Below are 22,958 nucleotides of genomic sequence, written 5' to 3'. Positions count from 1 at the left end.
TCCGTCAAGGAGCGGGCCCCTGTCGCGGGCTATTTCCGCTTCCTTCCACATAGCCAGATCAACGCCAACAGCACCACCACCGCAACTCCGATAGCCGGAGCCATATAAGGCTGCAGCTTCGCCAGCAGCGGTACCGGGCCGCCGGTGCGCAGCATCGCCACGTCCTCCTCGCTTACCGTCACCGCCGGGTTGCCGTAGTTTTTCAGCACATAATTGCTGATGGCGGCGATTTGCCGATCGGTTAATGGATTGACGTAGGATTGCGGGCCAAAGTTCGGCATCAGCACGTCCTCGCTGCCTGCTTTGCGCTGCACGCCGAACAAAATGGCGGAGATCAGGTTGGCCGGGTTGCCGGAACCGGTGGCGGTATTGTTGAACAGCGAAGGATAGGCCTGGTTTTTGCTGCCGCTGCCGTCCGGTTGGTGGCAACTGGCGCAGTTGCCGCTGAATAAGGCCGCACCGTCGCTGACGGTATTATTGGCATTGGACGGATGCAGGCCGCGTAGCGTCGGTTCGATGTTCAGCGGTTGGCCAAAGCGGTCCGCCGCCTGCTTATCCTGAGCATCGCGGATCGGTACGGTACTTTTCAGGTAGACGGCAATGGCCATCAGATCCTGTTCAGGCAGGTACTGCAGGCTGTTTTCCACCGCCTCTGCCATGCCGCCAGCGGCCTGATTTTTCCCGGCGACCCGCCCGGTTTTGAGATATTGCACCAGTTCTTCATTGCTCCAGCCGCCGATGCCGCTGACGGCGTCCGACGTAATGTTCGGCGCATACCAACTTCCCACCATGCCCCCCGCCAGCGGCTTATCGGCGCTTTCCGCCATCAGCAGGTTGCGTGGCGTATGGCAGGTATCGCAATGCCCAGGGCCGTTGACCAGATAGGCGCCACGGTTCCACTGCTCGCTTTTCTCGGCATTGGGCTGAAAGCGGTTCTTATCCAGAAACAGCAAGTTCCAGCCGGCCATACTGAAGCGCATATTGAACGGGAAGGGCAGTGCGGTCGGCGTATTTTTCTGCTCTACCGGCTTCACCCCTTGCATAAAGTAGGTGTAGAGCGCGTGGATGTCCGCATCACTCAATTTGCTGTAGGAGGTATAGGGCATTGCCGGGTAGAGATAGCTGCCGTCGGCGCGCACCCCATCGCGCAGTGCACGAGCGAACTGTTGTTCCGTGTAGCCACCTATGCCGTCATGCGCCGAAGGGGTGATATTGGTGGAGTAAATTACGCCCATCGGCGAGTTGATGCCGTAACCGCCGGCAAAGGGCTTGCCGCCGCCCGGTTGGGTGTGGCAGGCCTGGCAGTCCGAAGCTACGGCAAGCTGCTCACCCTGTTTAAGTAACGCAGCGCCATCGTCGTTCGCCAGGGCGGCACCGCTCAGCCCCAGCAACAGGGCAAATCCAAGTTGTATCTTCATGATTTTACCGCCAGCGATTGGGCGATGTCGTCGGCGGCCTTGATGCCCAACGCCGCCATGGTTAGCGTGCTGTTGACTACGCTGGCTGAAGGAATGGCACCGCCACCCGGCAGCCAGAGATTGGCATGGTCGTGGGTGCGGCAGTTACCGTCCACCACCGAGTCATGCGGATCGCTGCCCATAATGGTGCCGCCCATGATGTGATTATTGGCGTTCAGGTTGGTGGTGATTTTGAATTCATCCGCATCGAACAGGCGTCCAATATGCTCCAGCTGTTTATGTGCGGCTTCGGCACCCTTGCGCACGTAATCGCCGACGTCGTAATGAATATCGGGACACGGCAGGCCGTGAGCGTCCTTGCGGTTGGCGCTCAGCGTCAGGCGGTTGTTCGGGTCTGGTAACGGTTCCAGGCTAATCGACAAATCAACGCCATAGGCTGCGCGCCGGCGGATCTCTTCATCCAGCACTTTACCTACCAGGCCCTGCGCCAGCGCTTTTTGCGTTGCGGGAACTATCTGATTGATATTATTAAGTATCATCTTGTTGGCAGAATAGTCCTTACGGAACTCGCCGTCGCGCGGCCCCACCAGGCAGCTGCTCTGCGCCGGGCCGCGGCCGAGCCACAGTGGCTCTTTAGCCAGGAAGGTGCAGTGAAAGCCGGAGTGATCCATCATATTTCGCCCAACCTGATCGGAAGAGTTGGCGATGCCGTTGGGGTTCTGTTTATTGGCGGCAAGCAGCAGCAAGCGCGGCGTTTCGATACCGTTACAGGCCAGAGCGAAGGCGTTGGCGCTGGCTTTATGCGAGCGTTTTTGATTATCCAACCAGTGCACGGCGGTAACGCGATTCTGGTCGTCGGTATCAATTTTGTAGACCACCGACTCTGCCAGCACCACTGCGCCTTTCATTTCCGCGCGTTCGACATGATGGATGCCGTTATACATGGCGCCAATGGGGCAAATCGGCTGGCAGTTGTTGTTGCCGCAGCAGGTCGGGCGGCCTTTCCACGGGCGGATGCTGCGTCCCTGCGGAATTGGCACCGATCGGTAGCCGTGCGGGTTGACCACTTCGGCGAAGCGGGTGTCGCCATAGGCCCAGGGCACCATGTCCATCGGATAAGGCTTGCTGCGCTCCACCGGCGATTGCTGCGCCGGATCGTTGGGGCCTGCGACACCGATTTCCTCTTCCGCACGGCAGTAGTAGGGTTCGAGATCGTTATACGAAATTGGCCAGTCGCGACCGACGCCGTACAGGGTTTTCATCTGGAAATCGCTCGGTAAATGGCGCCAGCAAGATGCTGCCCAGTGCCAGGTGGTACCGCCGACGGTGCGCAGATAGCCCTGTTTGAAGCTGCCGGCGCTGGGGCCACTAAGGGCTACGTAGTTGTTTTCCGGGAAGTAGAGCGGTGCGGTGGCGTATTCAGATTGCGGATACAGCCCCTGGAAATCTGAGCCCGCCCGGTTATCGAACGGCATGTTGCGCCAGTTTTCCACCGCTTGGGCGCGATCGATGCGCAGGCCGGCCTCCAACACCAGGACGGAATAGCCGAGGCTGACCAGTTGGTCGGCCATGATGCCGCCGACAATGCCGGAGCCGACGATCACGATGTCGGCCGATGCGTCGCCATTGGCGGTAAATTCAGGTTTTTTCATCAGGATAATCTCAGCGAACGGGTGTCATGGTCATCGGCGGAGCGGCGGTCCACCACAGCGGGCCGTTGCCGCAGTAGGTCGGTACGATCAGCGCATCGCTGGCGGGGCGGTACATCAGCGCATCCTTATAGGCGATCAGCACAGCTTGCTGGCCATGCCCGACGGTGCCGGTGTACCAGGCGCTGATAATGGCGGTGAGCAGATCCTGCAGGCCGGCCTGCATTGCCAGCGTTTGCAGCTGTTTGGCACTTTGCTCCGGCTGCAGCAAGGCGCTTAGCTGCTTAATCTGAACAGAGAAATTGGGGATGCTGCCGCTCAAGGCGGTGAATATACGCGCCGACATGCCCTGGTCGATGTCCTGATGTTCGGTAATAGTCCGGGACAGAGTGAAGAAACGTGCAAAGACAAGCGGGTTGGCCGCTGCGGTTTGCTGCTCAGCCTGGGTCAGAAATGGATAGCCAAGCAGGGAGGTGGCGACAAGGACGGAAGCCATGCCGAACAACACATCCCTTCTTCTGAAACCGGTTCCATTGTTGTCCGAAAGCAAATTTTCGCTGGGTAATGCAGTGCTCATGGTGAATTTCTCGCAACGGGTGTTAAAGCCTGGGTAGGCGAAGGTAGGGCAGATACTGAATACAAGATGATGAAATAAAGATACTTTTGATTATTGATCGATAGCCAATAATTCATTTTATAATAATTTTTTCGGATATTAACTTGGCGGTAACTTCTCAACAACAAATTTTAACGGCGAGCCTGAAAGATCGCACTTTAAGAATAAAGGGGGCGAAGGAAAGCGGCAAAGTTGCTGAGCTATGGAGGCTTGCTCCAGCGATCAAAAAAGGCGGCGATAGCGGATTTCATAAGGGTTTCGCCGTCATACGTGCCAAAATGGATCACTAGCCGACGTCGCCACTTTGACTGAGAAGATAAATATTACCTTATGGATCGCTCCCGTTTATTAACCTTCCTGCTGCCTTACCTATGGCCGAAAAATAACCCCAAACTGCGGTGGTATCTGGTTATAGCTTGTATTTTCATGGTGGTCGCCAAGGTCAGCACTTCGCTGGTGCCGCTGGCGTATAAGGAGATGGTCGACGCACTGAGCGCGGATACTGCGAAAATGCTGGCCATTCCGCTGGGGCTGATCGTCGCCTACGGCGTTGCGCGGGTCGGCGCCACGCTGTTTGAAGAACTGCGCAACGTGATGTTCATTCATCTCAGCCAGAATGCCACCCGCTTGCTGGGGCTGCGGGTGTTCAGGCAATTGCATGCGCTGAGCCTGCGCTTTCATCTGGAGCGCCAGACTGGCGGGCTGTCGCTGTCGATCGAACGCGGCACCCAAGCGGTGGCGACGGTGCTTTCACGGTTGCTGTTCTCGATTTTCCCTATTTTGTTCGAACTCACCCTGGTCGCGGTGATCATGTGGCATATGCTGAACGGTTGGTTCGCGCTGGCGATCCTGGCCACCGTCGGCGGTTATATCCTGTTTACCGTGATAGCGGTCAGCTGGCGCACCCGTTTCCGGCGTGAACTCAACAAGGCCAATGCCGATGCCAACAGCAAGTCCATCGACAGCCTGTTGAACTATGAAACCGTAAAGTACTTCGGCAATGAAGAGTTCGAGGCCGAGCGTTTCAATATGTCGCGCCGGCTGTACGAATATGCCGCCATTAAAAACCAGTTCAGTTTTACCGCCATCAACCTCGGGCAAACCGCCATTATCTCCATCGGGTTGATAGTGATGATGGCGATGGCGGCGCAGGGCATTGTGCAGGGGCGGATGACGGTCGGTGACTTTGTGTTGGTGAATGCTTATCTGCTTCAGCTGTATCAACCGCTGAATTTCTTCGGTTTTATTTATGCCGAAGTCAGACAAGCGCTGATCGATATGGAGAACCTGTTCGATTTGCTGCAGGAAGAGCAGGAAATCGTCGATAGTCCTGACGCCGCGGCCCTTCGGTTGTCGCGTGGCGAAGTGCGCTTTGAGGCGGTCAGCTTTGGCTATGATGCGCGTCGGCCGATTTTGAACGACGTCAGTTTCACCATTCCGGCCGGTAACACCGTAGCGGTGGTCGGCGCTTCCGGCGCCGGCAAATCTACGTTGTCCCGGCTGCTGTTTCGCTTCTATGACGTGAACGGAGGGGCGGTACTTATTGACGGCCAGGATATCCGCAATCTGAAACAGGCTAGCCTGCGCGCGGCGATCGGCATTGTGCCGCAAGATACCGTGCTGTTTAACGATACCCTGCGCTACAACATCGGCTACGGCAAAACCGGATCCAGCAACGAGGAGATCGAACGGGCGGCGAAACTGGCGCATATCCACGAGTTTATCGTCGGCCTGCCTGACGGCTATGAAACTCGGGTGGGCGAGCGTGGGCTCAAGCTGTCCGGGGGGGAGAAGCAGCGGGTGGCGATCGCCCGTACCATCCTGAAAAACCCGGCGATCCTGGTGTTCGACGAAGCCACCAGCGCATTGGATACCCAAACCGAACGCGAGATCCAGGCGCATCTGCGCGAGGTGAGCCGCGACCATACCACGCTGGTGATTGCCCACCGTTTGTCGACGGTGGTGGACGCCGACGAAATCATCGTGCTGGAGGCGGGAGAAATCGTCGAGCGTGGGCGCCATGAGGAACTGTTGCAACGCGATGGCCGTTACGCCGCGATGTGGCAAAACCAGTACAGCGAGGAGTCATAATCTTGCTGGCTAACGTCCGGGCACTAACGAGCGGGACGTTAGCCGCAGGCATCACAATTCACCGGTCAGATACTGCGCCACGCCGTTGCCAAAACTCCAATCGCCCTTGCTGTTGGTAGTGATAGACACCATCAGGTCACTGCTTTCAATTCCACAGCTTTCTTTCAGCTCGCGGCTGAGATCGGCGTAAAACCGCTGTTTCTGCTCTTCGGCGCGCGGGCTGGTGATCACTCGCACCACCACCAGATCGCGGGTGCGCGTCAGGTTAAGGCCGGTATCTTCGATCACCATATGGTGAGCCTTGTTTTCATGAACAATCTGATAGCGATCGCGCTGCGGCACCTCAAAGGCACTGAGCACGGCACGGTGGGCGGCATCGAGCAGGGTTTTCAGTTCGGCTTCGCTGCGGCCCTCAATGACTTCGAAGATAAGTAATGGCATTTGTATAATCCTGTCAGTGATTTAATGAAATTTTAGATGCGTAGGGCAGCGTTTTTGCATCGCTTCCGATAACCCATCTTAGCCAAGCCGCAGCGGGGGAAGAAGCGCTATACTTGAACTCATTGTTTATATAAATGAACAGTTGGCGATGAAAAATCCAAAAATAGAAACCCTGTGGACCCATTTGCACTGGCTTACCGTACTGGCCGAACAGGGCAGTTTCACCCGTGCGGCGGAGCGGCTGGACGTCAGTAAAGCGGCCATGAGTCAGAAAATAAAAGAGATCGAAATGCTGGCCGGGGTGCCGCTGGTGCAGCGAACTACCCGCAGCGTTCGGCTGACCGATGCCGGGTTGAGGCTGGTTGAGGAACTGCGTCAGCCTTTCGCGCAGATTAAGCAGAGTTTCTCCGGCATTTGCGATTCCAGCGGGCCGCTGCGCGGTTCGATCCGGGTGACGGCGCCGGTGGCGTTTGCCCGCCAGCAGTTGGTGCCGCGCATTACCGGCTTTTTGCGCGCCAACCCGGAGGTACGGGTGCAGCTTGAGGTGTCGGACCGTCTGGTATCGTTGACCACCGAAGGTTTCGATCTGGCGATCCGCCATAGCGATAGCCTGCCGGATACGCACGTCGCCTGGCGGCTGTGCCCGACGGAAACGCTGGCGGTGGCGTCGGCGGACTATATTAAACGGCACGGCATGCCGTCATCTCCCGCCGAACTGCAACGGCATCAGTGCCTTTACTATCCGCGGGGGAGCGAGCAGCCGGGCTGGAGCTTCGTCGCCAGGCACTCGACTGAGGGGAAAGTGGACCAGGTCCGCGTGCCGGTCAGCGGCCCGTTTGCCACCAACAACAGCGAGTCGATACGCGATGCGGCGGCGGAAGGGCTGGGCATTGCTCTGCTACCGGATTTCAGCGCGCAACAGGCGCTGGCGGACGGGCGGTTGATTGAGGTACTGCCGGCCTGGCGCCCGATTGGCGCCTTTGCCGACAGTCTTCACGTAGTGCGGCCCTATGCACCGCAGGTGTCGCGTGCGGTAACGGAGTTCAGCAGCTACTTGCGCGGCGCTTTTGCCGAAGGGTTTGCCGCCGGTTGACCCTCGTTCAGGATACGCACTACATAGTCGCAGGCAATGCGACAGTCCTGGCTGAGATTCGCTTCGCCGCCGGACAGGCTGCCACGCAGCCACAACCCATCGATCATCGCCGCCAACCCGCGCGCGGCATCGCGCGCCTGTTGTTGCGGCAGTTCACGGCGGAACTGGCTGCAGATATTGGAATAAAGCCGACGATCGTTGGCGCGCTGCAGGCGACGCAGCGGCGGCTGGTGCATGCTGGCGGCCCAGAAATCAAGCCAGGCACGCATCGAGATCGCATTGGTTTGGCTGGGATGGAAGTTACCCTGAATAATGGCAAATAGCTGCGATTGGCTGTCGGCGGCCGCCTGGCTGCGGCATTCGGCGACCGCGTCGCGCAGATCGCGCAAGATCTTGCGCATGGTGGCGCTCAGCAATCCCTCTTTATCGCCAAAGTAGTGGCTGACGATGCCGGTAGACAGCCCCGCTTCTTTTGCCACCTGCGACAGGGTGATGCCGGCCAGGCCGACGACGTTAATGGCCGCGAAGGCGGCATTAATCAACTGCTCCTTACGCTGCTCCGGAATGTCTTTACGGTACATTTTTTCCCCGACTGATAGGCAAATCACAGTTTTAATTTGATTGATTGAACGGTCAATCAATACTCTATATGCTGCAAAAATGTCAAATAAATGGCGATTAAATGTTAACTAAAGGTTGCGTTTAAATCGTCTGTCTTTTGCATCATGGAATCCTGCCAATGACAGTGAATAGTCTCCCATCGCACGGTGAACAACCGATTAGGTTAAATGCACCGGTATTTTTCAGCTCGGCGGCGGTGATCCTGCTGCTTGGCGTTTTGATTGTGCTGTTCCCGGCCGGCAGCAAGCAGTGGCTTAACCTGGCTCAGAGCTGGGTAGCCGATGTGTTCGGCTGGTACTACATGTTATTGATGGTTGCCTGTATGGCGTTTGTTTTTTGGCTGGCGTTATCGCGTTTCGGCCAGATCCGCCTAGGGCCGGACGACGAGCAACCGCAGTTCAGTTATCCCTCTTGGGTGGCGATGCTGTTCTCGTCGGGCATCGGCATTGCGCTGGTTTATTACGGTGCTTACGAGCCGCTGGATCACTTCCTGTCGCCGCCGGAAGGCAGCGGCGGCAGCGTGCAGGCTGCGCGTCAGGCGATGGCGCTCACTTTTCTGCACTGGGGGCTGCATGGCTGGGCGCTGTATGCGCTGATCGCCACCGCGCTGGCGTATTTCGCCTATTGCCGCGGCTTGCCGCTGGCGTTGCGCTCGGCGTTGTATCCGATTTTCGGCGAGCGCATTCACGGCGGCGTTGGTCATCTGGTGGACAGCTTCGGCATTTTGGTCACGGTGATCTCGATGGTGACCAATCTGGGGATCGGTGCCTTGCTGGTTAACTCCGGGCTGTTTTACCTGTTCGATATTCCGCAAAGCAACGGCGTGCTGTTGATACTGATCGTGGTGATGATGGTGGTAGCCACGCTGGCGGCGGTAACCGGCGTCGAGAAAGGCATCGCGATACTGTCCAATATCAATGTCGGTTTTTTGTGCCTGCTGCTGCTGTTCGTGTTTCTGGCCGGCCCGACGCTAAACCTGGTCAACGGCATGTTGCAGAACGTGGGGGACTATCTGACCTCGATTGTCAGCAGAAGCTTTGACATGTATCTGTACGGCAAGGCGCGCCAGTGGCAGGGCGCCTGGACGCTGTTCTACTGGGCCTGGTGGGTGGCGTGGGCGCCGTTTGTCGGCCTGTTTATCGCGCGCATCTCCAAAGGGCGCACTATCCGTGAATTGATCTTCGGCGTGTTGCTGATCCCGCTGGGCTTTACCCTGGCGTGGTTGTCGATCTTCGGTAACACCGCCATCAGCCTGGTGCTGGAAAGCGGGCAGGCGATCCTCGGCCAGGTGGCGGTGAGCGATCCGCCGATGGCGGTGTTCAAGCTGTTCGAATACCTGCCCTATACCCAACTCACCGCCGGTTTCACCGTGTTGATCAGCTTTGTGCTTTTCCTGACGCCGGTCGATTCCGGCACGCTGATGATCGCCAACCTGTCTTGCCAGGGCGGCTCGGCGCAGGATGATGCGCCGGCCTGGCTGCGCATTTTCTGGGCCGCGGTGACCACCGTGGTGTGCATTGGCCTGTTGTATGCAGGCAGCTTCAGTGCGATGCAGACCGCCGTAGTGCTGTGCGGCCTGCCGTTCTCGGCGGTGATCGTGCTGTATATGGTCAGTCTGCATAAGGATCTGCATCACTACGCCATGAAGCCGGTGACGTCTTGAGGCGGGAGTGCAGGCATCAGCGCGGGATCACCAGCACCGGATGGCCGATCTCGTCCAGCAGGCCACGGGTAACGGAGGCATTCAGCCAGCGCCCCAGTGAAGACAGATGGCGATGCGAGATGATCAACAGGTCACAGTTGAACAGCACCATCTGCTCAGGGATCACGTCGATGGGCGCGCCGCTGGCCAGCAGGCCTTGGGCGCTGAATCCCATTTGGTTCAGCGCCCGGATCACTTGCCCCAACTGTTTTTGCGCCAGTGCCTCTTCGTGCTGAGCGGCCGGATATTCGTCGCTTTCATCGCTGTCGAAGCGCAGCCCACTGTGGCTGAGTGTGAAGGCGTTATCCACCACCGTCAGCACTATAATGCCGGAAATGCAGCTTTGCATGTGTTGCATAAATTGCAGGGCGTTGCCGCTGTGTTCAAAGTTATCTACTGCCAATAACACTTTACCAATCATAGTGACTCCCGTTCGTGCGGTTTAAATTGCACCCTTGAAATTAGATTCCCCTTTTTTCCAATAACCTTTGGCGAACAGCGCGGTTTTGGGGATATCCAACTCATTGATAAATCGGTCCTTCAGGTAAGCAGCGATCTGGCATTCACAGGCTATCCACACTTGGCCCTGACCGGCGGGCAGAACGAAGTGACTGACGGCCTGTACCAACGGGCTGTTCATTACGCTGTCAAAATGTCGGGTGCGTATTTGCCAACTGTTAACCCGCAGAAAGGGGTAATCGACGGTCTGAATTTCCTGTGCATCGCTCACTTCGGCAAACCACAACACCGGTAAAGGCTCTGACAGCGAGGCGAGGATGGTACGCATGGCGGGCAGGGCGGTTTCATCGCCGAGCAACAGCAGCCAACGAGTTTGCGGCAACAGCCGAAAACCGCCGGAACAAGGGCCGGCAAACCCTAACTTATCGCCCGGTATCGCATCTCGTGCCCAGTCTGATGCCGGGCCTTCGCCATGCAGCACCATATCGATATCGAAGGTACGGGCGAATTTGTCGATGCCGCTCAGCGTGTAAGCACGGCCTGCCAAGGTATCGCGCCAGGGGAAAAACACCTTGATCCAAGAAGCCGGCTCAAGCGTGCGCGGATCGGCAATAAATTTATCCACTTCGTCCCCGCTCAGGGTAATACGCTTGGTTTTCGCGGTTATTTGCCTCACGGCGCTGACTCTGGCTTCACGCTTGCGGCGGGTATCTTTTTCCAGAATATCGTCGACAATTTTATTCAGCGTGTTGTGCATAAACGAACTCCTTAGGCGCTGCTGACGGATAGGTTTTCTCCCAGCCGCCGCCCAGCGCTTGATATAAATTAACTATGGCGAGTGCAGTTTCCTGTTGGGAAACGATCTGAGCAGATTGCAGGTCCAGCAATGCACGCTGCGTGTTCAGGACGTTGATAAAATCGCTGGCACCGTTCAGGTAACTATCGCGAGCCAGCGAGAAAGCGTGTTGGTTAGCGGCCAGTGCGTCGGCCAGATGCGCTTGGCGCCGTTGTTGAGATTGATAACCGGAAAGGGCGTCGTCTATCTCATGCCAGGCGCGAAGAACCGTTTGCTGATAAGCAATGGCCATTTCCTGTTGCCGATATTCGCTCAGACGTACACGCTGCGTGATTTTCCCTCCGTCGAAAATCGGCAGGTATAATGCGGGACCAATGGCGAAGGTACGGGTGGACCAATTGCCCATGTCCGATAAGGCCAGAGCCTGATAGCCTGCGTTACCGGTCAGCGTAATTCGCGGATAATAGTCGGCGGTGGCCACGCCGATCTCTGCGGTGGCCTGATGCAAACGCTCTGCCGCTTCACGGATATCCGGCCTGCGCAGTGCGAGTTCCGAAGGCATCCCCATCGGCACGGGGCGAGTCAGCAACGGCAGTGGACCCGGCGGCGTTAATGCCGCTTTCAGCGCGCCGGGCCGTTCACCCAGCAGCAGGCTGATGGCATTTATTAGCCGATTTTGCCGGTCGTCCAGCTCCGGTAACAGGGCTTCCACCCTGTCCAATTGCACCTGTGCCTGGTCGATATCCAGCTCGTTACCGGCGCCGTTTTGGTATCGATTCTGGGTTAACTGCAGCGTGCGCAGCGCCGTGTCGCGGTTTTCCTGCGCGATCTCCAGCAGCCTCTGAGTGGCGCGTAGGCGCAGATAGTCACTCGCTACCTCTGCCGTCACCGAAGTCAGTACCGCTCGCCGGTTCTCTTGCGACGCGGCGAAACCGGCCCGGGCGCTTTCCGATGAGCGGCGCAGCTTGCCCCACATGTCCAACTCCCAGGCGGTGCTGAATCCGCCGCGCCAAAGATTAAAGTCCGCCTCGCCGTTTTTCCCTGACGGATCCATGCTGCCTGCTGAGGTAGCGCGTTGGCGCTGGTAGCTGCCGTCCAGGCTCAGATCCGGAGTTAGGGCCGCGTCAGCGAGCCCCTGCAATGTGCGGCTTTGCTGCATGCGTGCGGTGGCTAATTGCAGATCCAGATTGTTTGCCGCCGCACGTTGCACCAGTTGCGACAACTGTGCATCATTGAATATTGACCACCAGGCTACCGGTAACGGATCGCGGCTGGAGTGGAGCTCCCAATCTCCGGGCAGAACATTTTGCGGTGGAGCATAGTTCGGGCCAACCTCTTGGCAGCCAGTTAACGCCATGAACAGCAGCGGAATGACGGTTCTGTTCATTGGAGCCCCCTGTCCAGCGTATTGATGCGGACGTCCGCAGACATACCGACGCGCAGAGCATTCAGCAGCGTGGCGTGTTCTTTATTGACATCGAAAACAATTTTTACCGGTATGCGCTGAACAATTTTTGTGAAATTGCCGGTGGCGTTTTCCGGTGCCACGGCCGAAAAACTGGCGCTGGAGGCTGGAGAAATGCTGTCCACTCGGCCTTTCAGCGTTTGCCCGGGAAAGGTATCGATGCGGATGTCTACTGGTTGCCCATGCACCACTTTTTCCAATTGGGTTTCCTGGTAATTGGCGATGATGTACAGCTTGTCCTGCGGTACGATGGCCAGCAGGGCGTCGCCCGGTTTGACAAATTCTCCGACCCGCAGACTTTTTTTGCCGATAATGCCGCCGATCGGCGCGGTAATGCGGGTGTAGGACAGGTTTAGTTCAGCCATGGTTTTTTTAGCCAGCGCCAGCGTCAGTTCGGCATCGCTGTCCGCCTGCCGGGCCTGCAACACTTGCAACATGTTTTTCGCTGCCTTAAGGGCCGCTTCCGTCTGAGCTACGTTGGCTGACAGGGTGTGAACGCGCGTCGTTGCCTGCTGCGCTGTCTGCAAGGACCCCGCACCGCTGTTGGCCATTTTCTGATAGCGGTTCTGTTCCTGACGGGCAAACGCCAGTTCAGCCTGCGCAGCCTGCCGCTCCGCCTGGGCGCCGGCGATCAGAGCGTTTTGTCGAACCAGGTTGGCTCTGGCGTCTTCCTGACGAGCACGAGCGGATTGTTCCTGAGCCGCTGCCTGCGAAAGAGCGACATTGAATTCGCGTTGGTCGATGACGGCCAGCAGTTCCCCCCGTTTGACCCACTGATTGTCTTTAACCAGTACCTGGGTGATTTCACCGGCTATTTGCGGAGATATGCGCGAGATATCGGCACGAATATAGGCATCGTCGGTATGTTGCTGCGTTTCATTGAAAAAAAATTTACTGATAAATAAACCTAGCGTAACAACGATAATTGTCAGCACGGCAAAGGTGGCTTTTTTATTAGCCATAACGTTAACTCCACTCATTATTCATTCCTGATAATAAATTACTAAGCGGCAACCGATCTCGGTGGATAAATACGGGTCGGCATAAAAAGAATCAGTGCCGTCAGCAATAATGCCAGGCCAGCCACCAACATATAAAGGTCGGCACTGGCCAAGACGTGACCTTGTCTGGTGGCGATCTGCGACAGTTGTTCGCCAGCGGCCGCCGAGGCGTCATGGTATGTTGAACCAAAACCGTCGGTGATAACGTCGGCGTGAAAATCTCCGCGCTGCCGGCTGAGCAGAGCGATAGCACCGCTGGCCGCAGTGGCCGAGAATCCTTTCACCGCGTTGAACCATGCCGCCGCAAAAGGGCCGTCGGTCGGTAACAGCCCGCCGGTTGCTTGCATCAACAGCGGTATAATCGCCATCGGTTGGGCAATTGCCTGCAGCAGTGCAATGGTGTGAAAGCTGTCGCCGTTCCATTCTGGCGTTAGTTGAGAGGCCAGCAGGCAGGCGGTGGCCATCAACAGCAGACTGATGGCCAGTACCCAGCGGCAATCAACCCGTGGCGTATTGCAAATAACGGCGATAATCGGCAGCGTAATTAATTGGGGTAACGCCACCCACAGCATCATGTCTGAAGTTTGTTCCTGTCGATACCCTTGAATCACAGATAAATAACCCGAAGTAATATTTACCAGTGACACCATAATAATCAGAACTCCACCCAGTGTTATTAATGAAAAAGACAGGTTTCTTTTCTTTAATAACTGAAGATTGAAAAAAGGTAGCGGATGGAACCATTCGTTGATCAAAAAGATAATTAACAACCCGATACCGCCCAATAATAAAACGTATATCAGCGGTGAATTGAGCCAGTCGAGCCGCTCCCCCTGAGAAATGCCGGTGCTCAGCATGCCTAGTGCAGTACCGCCGAGCAGCAAACCGCGCCAGTTGAACTGCCGCAAGCGTTCCAGCCGCAGCGGATCTTGCGGCAGGCCAAAGCCTATGCAAACGGCGGCGATCGCCATTAGCGGCAGATTCCAGTAGAAATATCCACTCCATCCCCAGTGAAAGGCAAAGGCGGCGGCTGTGGCACCGAGGGTGGCGCTCCAGGCGGAAACCCAACCGTAGGCACCTAATCCCAGCACTTTGATCAGCGGCGGCATAAAGCGCAGTACCACGGTCATCAGCATTGGCGGCATGGCACCGCCGGCAAAACCCTGGAGGCTTCGCACTGCCAACAGAGCCGGATAATGGCTTGCCAACCATGGGGTGATCAGCCCGCCGGTCAGGTAAATGGCGGACATCACCAGCGCCACCCGGCGCAGTGAAAAAGTCGGCCAGAAGCATGGAGTAAACCCAGACCCGATCACAAAGCCGGTGACATAGCAGGTGGTCAGCCAACTACCGGCATCCAGGCTCAGCAGCATGCCACCTTGAATGTCCGCTAGGGCGAATTTGCTGGCATTCTCGCCCACTCCGCTGGCCATGACCGCTAAAAAAACGCCGAATAATCCCAACCAGGTGCGGCCGTTAATTTCGCCCGCGCTGGTGAGCCATTTGTTCTTATGGTGCGGCGTAACAGACGCATCAACCATTCCTTACTCCTGCTGTTTCATCATCAATTTTTGTTGTTCGGGGGCAGTATCCAGATTTCTTTAGATTGTTTAAAATGAAATCATGTAATTAAATAGTTGCATTAAACACAATCCAGAATATGGCTGCAAAAGGAAAAGCGATGCCGCAAAAAATTGATTTCAACCTGATCTATGCGCTGAATCTGCTGCTTGAAGAGGGGAGCGTAGGAGGGGCCGCAGAAAAGATGAACCTGAGCGCACCGGCGATGAGCCGCATTTTAGGGCGGATTCGGCGTCAGTTTGACGACCCCATTATGGTCAGAGCCGGTAAAAATCTGGTGCCAACGCCGCGCGCACTGGCGCTGAAACGGCAGCTCAGCGACATCATCGAGCAGGCCACGGCGTTGATTGCGCCAACTGAATCATTCGATCCGCAAGGGTTGGAAAGGACTTTTACCATTCGCGCCAATGACATTTTTATTGGCGCGTTGGCGGGCGGGTTGTTGGAGACGCTGCGAGAAATGGCGCCCTTGAGCAGCCTGAAGTTTATTGCCGAAAGCGATACTGATGATGATGCGCTGCGTATGGGGAAAGTGGATCTGGTGATTGGTTCTTCGCGCAACTGGCACCCGGAAATCAAGACTCAGAGTCTGTTCGCCAGCACCTTCCAGGCGCTAGTGCGCCGGGGGCATCCGATCATTGATCAGGTCACGCCCGAAACCCTGACGCATTATCCTCACATTAGCGTTTCACGACGCGGGAGGACACAGGGGCCGATCGATGATGCACTGCGGGATCTTGGTCTGCAGCGCAATGTTACCCTGACCTTGCCCGGCTTTCATTCGGCGATGATGCTGACCATGAAGTCAGATTTTATCCTACCGCTGCCGCGCCATGTGTTGCAAGGGGTGAGCAGCGTCAGTCTGCCGTTGGTAGAGATTGAACTGCCTCTGGCGCTGGAATCGGTATTCATCGTTCAGGCCTGGCATCCGCGTTTGGACCGTGATCCTGCACATCAATGGCTGCGGCAAACCATCAAGGATTTCTTTTTACGGCGGGAATAATCCGGCGCTGCGTTTGAGTTCATCTCGCATGCAACCGCCGTGATTCAGTGCCCGCCCACCAGCGATCCGGCGCCGATCTCCGCAATGGTTTTCGCGCCGGTGAGCGTCATGGCGACGCGCATTTCCTTGTCGATCAGTTCCAGCAGATTACTGACGCCGGCACCGCCGGCGGCGGCCAGTGCATAGACGAAGGCGCGCCCCAGCAGCACGCTGTCGGCGCCCAGCGCGATCATGCGCACTACATCCAGACCGCTGCGGATCCCGGAATCGGCCAGCAGGGTAATCTCCCCTTTTACCGCATCGGCGATCGCCGGCAGCGCGCGGGCGGTCGACAGCACGCCGTCCAACTGGCGGCCGCCGTGGTTGGAAACGATAATGCCATCGGCGCCGAAACGCACCGCATCTTTGGCGTCTTCCGGATCGAGAATGCCTTTGATGATCATCGGTCCCTCCCAGAATTCGCGGATCCATTCCAAATCCTTCCAGGAGATGGAAGGATCGAAGTTCGTCCCCAACCAGCCAATGTAATCCTCCAGGCTGGTGGGTTGGCCGCGATAGGCCGATACGTTGCCCAGATCGTGCGGCTTGCCGCGCAGGCCGACGTCCCAGGCCCATTGCGGATGAGTAAATGCCTGTAGCATGCGGCGCAGGGCGGCGTTAGGGCCGCTCATACCGGAATGGGCGTCACGGTAGCGCGCGCCTGGCACCGGCATATCGACGGTGAACACCAGCGTTTTCACTCCGGCGGCTTTGGCCCGCTCCAGCGCGTTACGCATAAAGCCACGGTCCTTCAGGACATACAGCTGGAACCACATCGGCCGATCGATAGCCGGCGCCACTTCTTCGATCGGGCAGACCGACACGGTGGAGAGGGTGAAGGGAATGCCTTTCTGCGCCGCAGCTTGGGCGGCCTGTACTTCACCGCGACGGGCGTACATGCCGGTTAACCCGACGGGCCCCAGTATCACCGGCATCGCCAGTTTTTCGCCGAACAGGCTGGTTTCCAGACTAAGATCCGACATATTGCGCAGCACGCGCTGGCGCAGGGCGACGTTAGCCAGATCCTCGGTATTACGCCGTAGCGTATGTTCGGCGTAAGCCCCGCCGTCAATATAGTGGAACAGAAAAGGGGGAAGCTTGGCCTGTGCAGCGGCCCGGTAATCGGTTGACGCGGAAATAATCATGTTTTTACTCTCTGCGATGGAGGCCGCCGATTACGGCGTGCGGGGTAATCTCGGCCTAAAATGTAGCGAAAGTGTTAATAATTATGCTGTGTTTATTCTAAGCCCAATAGGTGGCGGGATTCTATGCCGGTTTTTTGGGCAGGCCTGGCAAGGGTAAGAAATAATGGGGCTGGGGTAATGAAATCTCTAATTAAATATGTTTTAAATCAGATGGTTGTATTTTTTTGGAATGCGTAGTGGCATTCATTAGGCGTGAATTTGCCACAGTTTATGTCTGAAAGTGATCTAATCCCTGTTGCCGACGGTGAAAGTTAAATGGCGATAATGTGAGCCGATTCAAAAAAAGTGGCTGATATTTTGGTAGGACGTAATGATATGTTCGATCAGCAGGCGGGTTTTTAACGGCAAATTGCGGGTGTAGGGATAGACGGCGTAAACGCCTAATACTTTTGCGCAATGGCCGGCTAAAATTTCCACCAGTTTACCGTCCTGCAAATCCTCGTACACCATGCAGCGCGGCACCATGGCAATGCCATAGCCGCCGATGACCGCTTTGCGGATCGCGCGGGCGTTATTGGCGGACAGGTTGCCGTTGACCTGCAGTTCGTAAATGTCGTTGCCGCCCGGTTGCTTCATTAGCCAGTTATCGGTACCGCTTTCCTGATAGGTATACGTCAGGCAATTATGCTCGAGCAGATCAGCGGCCGACTGGGGCTGAGGATGGCGCTCAAGATAGCCTGGCGAGCAGACGATCACCCAGCGGGAGTCCAGAATTGGGCGTGCGATAAGGCTGGAGTCGGGCAGGGTACCGGTGCGGATCGCCAGATCTACGCCTTCCTCGACCAAATCGACAAAGCGGTTTTCCAGCCGCATTTCTACCTTCAGGTTTGGATGTTGCGCGCAGAACTCCGCCACGCTTTCGCTGAGCAACAGTTCCCCGGAAATGGTTGGCACCGACATACGGACAGTGCCGGTCAGTTCTTCACTTTTTTCACTGACGGCGTATAGCGCATCCTGAACTTTCGTGCCGATGTCTTTGGCCTGCTGGTAGAGCGCCAGGCCGCTTTCCGTGAGCGTCAGACTTCGGGTCGTGCGGTACAGCAAGCGCGCGCCGAGGGACTTTTCCAAACGACCGATGCGTTTGCTGACCACTGAGCTGGTCACGCCGGCGGTTTCGGCGGCTTTGCTGAATGAGCCGCAGTCAACAATCAGGGCAAACAGAATCAGGTCATTGGCGTATTCGTGTGTGGCTAGCATTGGCATCCTGTCATCGCAGAGACCGGTTTGATACATCAGTGTAAATCCGGCACGTCAGGAAGCAATCTTTTCATCGCGGCTTACCGGCTTTTTCAACTGGTCAGATCTGATTGTTTCTTATTTAAATAGCGCCTAATTTAAGAATTATCCTTTCCGTTACCTTCCCATTATTACTGGGGTTTTCTTATTTTCTTGTTTTTTATTTGTTTTTTAATAGAGTTATCTTATCAATAAAACTTAGCGGGTAAAGTAACGCTATGGCTGAATGTAAATAATTGTATTGATCTGCCAGTTTGAGAAGGCTATTATTTTTGCGACTTGGTTTCATCGTTAGTCAATTGTCCCTGCAATGGTTTTTCAGAATTGTTTTTTGCCTGAGGTGAAAAACAATAGCGTAGTGTATTTCTGATTTTAATATAAATAAGGATATTGTAATGAAAAAGATCAATCTGTCTGAAGCGGAAAAAATCGTTGGCGGCACTTTCTCCTGTGCCAAAAATTTCGAGTGGGTGGGCAACGGCAATAACCGGACCTGCAACCTGGTAACCACCTGCGCGGATAAATTCGGCGGAGTGAAAAAAACCTACCGTCCGGCGCCTTCGGCCAGCTGTGGTACCAGCGTGCCTAATTAACCCAAATGGGCTGAACGCCTGCATTTAGGTTAAGGGTTATCAAGCGGGGTGGTTTTTGTGCCACCCCGCCTTGGCCCTGCCGGCGTTTTATCGATAGCATAATATTACCGTTCCTCAGGGTATTGGATTTCCATAATAAATGTTCACCTGGCAGGTTTGAATATTGGTTCGTTCGCAGGATGCGCCCCATGTATAAACGTCCGTTGTTATTCGTTAGTTATACATTTTTCATTATTGTCATTACAACCATTATGACTTCGGTATATTTCCACGTTTACGTTATTAATCAACCCGAAAGTGAGGGCGTGAGAGCTATTGCGCCTGAGAAGGTAAATGACAGCCCATTAACAGAGGTTAATGCTATTGTCGAAGTGTTTTCTTATGCCTGCCATTATTGCGAGATTAATGAAAACAATATCGCCGAGTTGGAAAGAAATCTGCCCGCAGGGACCCGTTTGATACGGCTGCACCTCAATGACGACGATCAAAGCGGTATGGCGGCGTTTGCGCCACTGTTTGCCACGCTGACGGTCATGGGGATCGAAGCGCGGCATCGTCCGGCCGCCTATCAGGCGATCATAAAAGAAAAGATTAATTTGGCGGATAAGCAGCACCTTGTCGGTTGGCTGAAGGCTAACGGCATTGATGAAGCGGCATACGAGAGGGCCAGTGCTTCTGCTCCGGTGAAAGAATTGCTGGCGTATATGTCGTCGGTAAGCCGCTATTACCAGGTCAATGCTACCCCGAGCTTTATCGTCAACAGGAAATGGCTGGCGGTGCAGGACCGTGACTTCCCGGCCTTCAGCGAGCAGTTACTGTCTCTCTTACAGCATGATAAGCCGCTGGAGCCCTGATGCGCTTTTTTTCCGTATGGGTCTATCTGGCATGGAAAAATGGCCTCGACGGCATGGTTCGCTATACCACAAAGCTCGTCGGTCTAAGGGATCTGCTGGTGTGCGCCATGCTGCGACGTATGGATTACCGCCTTTATTTGGGGCTCCGGCATCGGCTGCATTGCCGGTCACTGTTGCCGTCTGGGCAGCGCAACCGGAGCGCGGTGGCCATGGCGAATTATCGCAGTTTACTGGGGCGCATGGATGAACTGGATTTTTCATGGCTGATGCAGCGGCGGCGGTTGTTGGATTTTGCCGCGGTTTACGCACATAACGCCGAGCTTTTGGGCCAATTAGCACAGTGTTCCGCCCGGCTTAACCGGGTGGTGGAGCCTTTGCACCGGTCTGGAGTTCCGGTGATCCTGGCGCCGATGCATACGGTTTCCGACGTGTTGGCCACGCTGGTGGGGGCTGGGGTGTATCCGGGGCTGGCCACGGTGATTGTCTCGGGCGAGGCGCAGGAATATCTGCGACAGGCTCCAAAGTGGCAACAGAATGTTGACCTTTGTTCCATTCACGACGATCAGCGGCGGATTGCCGGCAAGTTGGCGCAGGCGATGCTGGAAGCCGCAGAACATCGCCGCAATATTATTTTGTTCCCGGATATCACACCGGATTACACGCTGAACAGCAATAAGGATCTCTCGGCCAAGCTGGCCTGCCGTTTGTTCAATCGCCCGGCGCATTTGCACAGCGGCATTGCCCGGTTGTCGCGCGCGTTACAGGCCCAGGTGGTGTTTTACTCACTCTCTTACGACGGCGGGATCCGCATTCATATCGATGAACCTGTTGCTGCAGAAAATATCGGTCATGTCCTGCCAGGGATAGTGGAAAGGACAATGGTTCGGCATGCGGATGAGTGGCTGTTATGGCATTCGCATTCATTGTTTTTTATTAATGAATAAGTCAGGGATGAAAAAAGCATGGAACACATTATTCCAACGCCGGTCTTTCAAAGCGAAATCAATGAATGCGGATTGGCCTGTATCGCCATGCTGGCGGAAACTCAAGGGATCGAGGCGTCTTTGACGGAGCTGCGGGAACGTTATCCGGCGTCGCAGCACGGCACTTCGCTGGCGACGCTGTGCGCCATACTGTCCGAATTGGCGCTGCCGGCTTATCCGGTGGCGTTTGAACATCAAGATCTCGCCGCTCTGCCTTTGCCGGCGATTTTGCACTACGGCGCGGGCCATTATGTCGTGTTGGCTTATCGTAAAGGGAACTACGTCTGTGTAATGAACCCGGCGTTCGGCCAACAGCTGCTGCCCCTTGGCGCGTTGAAAGCAGAAATTAGCGGCTATGCGCTGGTGTTGGATCGCGAAGGGGCCTCTACATCCCCTATGCCCGCAGGAAAGAAGCGCAACGGGCGTTGGCGCGCGTTCGCCAGCCTGAGCATGAAAGATACCGCCGCCCTTGCCGGTATTTATCGCCTGGCGGCCATGACATTTTTTATCTCGCTGACGTTATTCATTATGCCGGTGATGGTGGGCAGCGCGATTAACCAGGTATTCTCGACTGCGGGGGAGGCGGGTTTTCCTTACTTCTATTACCTGTTGGCATTTGTGGTTTCGACCGCCCTGGCGTTGGCCGTTCGCATGATTACCGAACGCTTTATCAAGCATTTCGTTTTGCTGCACAGTGCAGCCGGCTTTTCCCGTTTGCTTGATAATTCGCTGAATTTCTTCAATAAACGTGCGCCGGGTGAGATCTTCAGCCGTTTTACCAGTTGGCAAATGGCCGCCGGGCAAAAAATAGAGTTGGATAACAGCCTGCGCACCGACTGGATTATCGGTGCGATAGCCTTGGTGGCGATGTGTTATCTGAGCCCGATGCTGGCCCTGGTGCCGGTGATCGGCATGTTCCTGATGGGAGCCGTCAGCGTATGGGCCATTTATCAGGATCGCTACTATACCCAGCAGTTGCAGGCGAAAGGCGCTGCGCAAAATGACTTTATTCTGGAGACCATCCAGGGGTTTTCAACCATCAAATCTGCCGGCCTTACCGGCCAGCGGCAGCAGGGCTTCGCCGCCCACGCTCTCTCGTTGTTTAACTGCCTGCAACAACAAAAAATCTATGAGCAGGTGAAGGGCAGCGTTTACCAGTTGATCTCCAGCCTGGAGATGGTGTTTTTCATGCTGCTGGCGTTGCCATTATTGAGGAACGGCGAGCTCAGTCTGGGGGCATTCTTTGCCTACAGTTTCATCCGTGAAATTTTCACTTCTTATACCAGCAAGATCTTTTTTTCCGTCCTGCATAAAAACCAACTGCATGTGATTGACGAACGGGCGCGGGATCTGTTCCCCGCTTTGCCTTCTGCTGCCGGGCAACGCGGCGGCCGGGCGTCTGGCTTCAACGCTTGCTTGTGCTACCGCTCGGTGACGTTTGCTTACGATGCCGGCCAACCGATTTTGCGGGGTCTGTCGCTGTCCCTGACACGGGGGCAGTGCATCGCCATTACCGGCGGTTCCGGCGCCGGCAAGAGTACCCTGCTTAAGGTCATGGCCTGTCTGCTGGTGCCTCAACATGGCGTGCTGGAATTGGACGGCCAAACGATCGACGGCGGTGCGGCCCAGGGGCTGTTTTTCCTGCAAAGTCAGGAGGATATTTTGTTCAATGCCTCGGTATTACAGAATATTACGTTGTTTGCGTCGCCGGTGCCGGGGCAACGGGCGAGGGTCGAAAAGGCGCTGCGCGGACTGGGTCTGGCCGACGCGGTGGCGAAGTTACCGGGAGGGGTGAATGCGCTGGTGCGGGAAAGTCACGCCGGCTTGTCGTTGGGGCAGCGCCAGCGCCTGTTGTTAGCGCGCGCCATGTACAGCGATTGCCCGGTACTGGTGTTGGATGAGCCGACGGCGAATCTGGATGAAGACACTGCGGGTAAGGTGATAGCTACGTTATTGGCTCACTGTCGGGAACACCGTAAGACACTGATTACCGTTACCCATAACCAGAGGCTGCTGCCGCTGTTTGATCGGGTTTTACACATGGCGGAAGGTCGCTTGGAAACCGCAGCTTTTCCCCACGCAGCGGTGAGATGCCCTACGGCGGCTGAGTGA

The 22,958-nt window shown here is 56.0% G+C and carries 20 protein-coding genes; 8 read left to right on the top strand and 12 right to left on the bottom strand.

The window, feature by feature from the left end; translation table 11 throughout:
- Positions 1 to 29 precede the first annotated feature (29 nt).
- The 3 genes from ACUTQW_RS09565 to ACUTQW_RS09555 are packed head-to-tail and all read right to left on the bottom strand — an operon-like array spanning position 30 to position 3,644.
- Complete coding sequence (locus ACUTQW_RS09565) at positions 30 to 1,418, bottom strand: c-type cytochrome (protein ID WP_006327690.1); 1,389 nt, start codon at positions 1,416 to 1,418, stop codon at positions 30 to 32.
- Positions 1,415 to 3,070: a GMC family oxidoreductase gene (locus tag ACUTQW_RS09560; RefSeq protein ID WP_020439697.1), complete on the bottom strand. Its 1,656-nt coding sequence runs from the start codon at positions 3,068 to 3,070 to the stop codon at positions 1,415 to 1,417. Before ACUTQW_RS09560 ends, ACUTQW_RS09565 begins: the two co-directional genes overlap by 4 nt.
- Before the next feature lie 10 nt (positions 3,071 to 3,080).
- Positions 3,081 to 3,644 carry a sorbitol dehydrogenase family protein gene (locus ACUTQW_RS09555; protein ID WP_006327688.1) on the bottom strand — a complete coding sequence of 188 codons (564 nt, stop codon included), beginning with the start codon at positions 3,642 to 3,644 and terminating at the stop codon, positions 3,081 to 3,083.
- 369 nt (positions 3,645 to 4,013) lie between these two features.
- Between ACUTQW_RS09555 and ACUTQW_RS09550 the strand changes: the two genes are divergently transcribed.
- Positions 4,014 to 5,774, top strand: coding sequence for an ABCB family ABC transporter ATP-binding protein/permease (locus ACUTQW_RS09550; protein WP_006327682.1), 1,761 nt, complete (start codon positions 4,014 to 4,016; stop codon positions 5,772 to 5,774).
- Positions 5,775 to 5,825: 51 nt separating this feature from the next.
- On the opposite strand, the gene ACUTQW_RS09545 is transcribed toward ACUTQW_RS09550, so the two are convergent.
- Positions 5,826 to 6,215, bottom strand: coding sequence for a tautomerase family protein (locus tag ACUTQW_RS09545; protein ID WP_004952346.1), 390 nt, complete (start codon positions 6,213 to 6,215; stop codon positions 5,826 to 5,828).
- Positions 6,216 to 6,363: 148 nt separating this feature from the next.
- On the opposite strand from ACUTQW_RS09545, the gene ACUTQW_RS09540 reads away from it, so the two are divergent.
- Positions 6,364 to 7,308, top strand: coding sequence for a LysR family transcriptional regulator (locus ACUTQW_RS09540; RefSeq protein WP_006327681.1), 945 nt, complete (start codon positions 6,364 to 6,366; stop codon positions 7,306 to 7,308).
- Here ACUTQW_RS09540 and betI read toward each other — a convergent pair.
- Positions 7,266 to 7,889 carry a transcriptional regulator BetI gene (betI, locus tag ACUTQW_RS09535; RefSeq protein ID WP_004952341.1) on the bottom strand — a complete coding sequence of 208 codons (624 nt, stop codon included), beginning with the start codon at positions 7,887 to 7,889 and terminating at the stop codon, positions 7,266 to 7,268. The two genes, ACUTQW_RS09540 and betI, sit on opposite strands and share 43 nt — an antisense overlap.
- A 158-nt stretch (positions 7,890 to 8,047) precedes the next feature.
- On the opposite strand from betI, the gene ACUTQW_RS09530 reads away from it, so the two are divergent.
- Complete coding sequence (locus ACUTQW_RS09530; protein WP_037431647.1) at positions 8,048 to 9,592, top strand: BCCT family transporter; 1,545 nt, start codon at positions 8,048 to 8,050, stop codon at positions 9,590 to 9,592.
- 16 nt (positions 9,593 to 9,608) lie between these two features.
- Here ACUTQW_RS09530 and ACUTQW_RS09525 read toward each other — a convergent pair whose 3' ends face one another.
- The 5 genes from ACUTQW_RS09525 to ACUTQW_RS09505 are packed head-to-tail and all read right to left on the bottom strand — an operon-like array spanning position 9,609 to position 14,893.
- The gene (locus tag ACUTQW_RS09525; RefSeq protein WP_037433577.1) at positions 9,609 to 10,052 is read right to left on the bottom strand and encodes a universal stress protein; all 444 of its coding nucleotides are present in this window, start codon (positions 10,050 to 10,052) and stop codon (positions 9,609 to 9,611) included.
- Between the two features lie 21 nt (positions 10,053 to 10,073).
- Positions 10,074 to 10,847 carry a siderophore-interacting protein gene (locus ACUTQW_RS09520; protein ID WP_006327677.1) on the bottom strand — a complete coding sequence of 258 codons (774 nt, stop codon included), beginning with the start codon at positions 10,845 to 10,847 and terminating at the stop codon, positions 10,074 to 10,076.
- Positions 10,828 to 12,273 (bottom strand): efflux transporter outer membrane subunit, encoded by a 1,446-nt coding sequence (locus tag ACUTQW_RS09515; RefSeq protein WP_037433570.1) that lies wholly within the window; start codon positions 12,271 to 12,273, stop codon positions 10,828 to 10,830. The genes ACUTQW_RS09520 and ACUTQW_RS09515 overlap by 20 nt, the downstream gene beginning before the upstream one ends.
- Positions 12,270 to 13,313 (bottom strand): HlyD family secretion protein, encoded by a 1,044-nt coding sequence (locus ACUTQW_RS09510; RefSeq protein ID WP_064799131.1) that lies wholly within the window; start codon positions 13,311 to 13,313, stop codon positions 12,270 to 12,272. Before ACUTQW_RS09510 ends, ACUTQW_RS09515 begins: the two co-directional genes overlap by 4 nt.
- Before the next feature lie 41 nt (positions 13,314 to 13,354).
- Positions 13,355 to 14,893: an MFS transporter gene (locus ACUTQW_RS09505; protein ID WP_006327667.1), complete on the bottom strand. Its 1,539-nt coding sequence runs from the start codon at positions 14,891 to 14,893 to the stop codon at positions 13,355 to 13,357.
- Positions 14,894 to 15,033: 140 nt separating this feature from the next.
- On the opposite strand from ACUTQW_RS09505, the gene ACUTQW_RS09500 reads away from it, so the two are divergent.
- A complete protein-coding gene (locus ACUTQW_RS09500; protein ID WP_006327665.1) occupies positions 15,034 to 15,936 on the top strand; it encodes a LysR family transcriptional regulator in 903 nt (300 codons plus the stop codon).
- Between the two features lie 44 nt (positions 15,937 to 15,980).
- Here the strand turns inward: ACUTQW_RS09500 and lldD are convergent, their stop codons facing one another.
- The gene (lldD, locus tag ACUTQW_RS09495; RefSeq protein WP_006327664.1) at positions 15,981 to 17,120 is read right to left on the bottom strand and encodes an FMN-dependent L-lactate dehydrogenase LldD; all 1,140 of its coding nucleotides are present in this window, start codon (positions 17,118 to 17,120) and stop codon (positions 15,981 to 15,983) included.
- 336 nt (positions 17,121 to 17,456) lie between these two features.
- The gene (locus ACUTQW_RS09490; RefSeq protein ID WP_006327662.1) at positions 17,457 to 18,377 is read right to left on the bottom strand and encodes a LysR family transcriptional regulator; all 921 of its coding nucleotides are present in this window, start codon (positions 18,375 to 18,377) and stop codon (positions 17,457 to 17,459) included.
- Positions 18,378 to 18,811: 434 nt separating this feature from the next.
- Here ACUTQW_RS09490 and ACUTQW_RS09485 point away from each other — a divergent pair, with 434 nt between their 5' ends.
- From ACUTQW_RS09485 to ACUTQW_RS09470, 4 genes are all read left to right on the top strand, one after another.
- Entirely contained in the window at positions 18,812 to 19,009 is a 198-nt protein-coding gene (locus ACUTQW_RS09485) for a DUF4762 family protein (protein WP_006327659.1), read from the top strand.
- Positions 19,010 to 19,197: 188 nt separating this feature from the next.
- Entirely contained in the window at positions 19,198 to 19,863 is a 666-nt protein-coding gene (locus ACUTQW_RS09480; protein ID WP_006327658.1) for a DsbA family protein, read from the top strand.
- Positions 19,863 to 20,807, top strand: coding sequence for a hypothetical protein (locus ACUTQW_RS09475; RefSeq protein WP_020439693.1), 945 nt, complete (start codon positions 19,863 to 19,865; stop codon positions 20,805 to 20,807). Before ACUTQW_RS09480 ends, ACUTQW_RS09475 begins: the two co-directional genes overlap by 1 nt.
- Positions 20,808 to 20,825: 18 nt before the next feature.
- Entirely contained in the window at positions 20,826 to 22,958 is a 2,133-nt protein-coding gene (locus ACUTQW_RS09470; RefSeq protein WP_445654846.1) for a peptidase domain-containing ABC transporter, read from the top strand.

This window comes from Serratia sp. TSA_7 (genome assembly GCF_052692135.1).
This window is presented reverse-complemented; position numbering and strand designations above follow the sequence as displayed.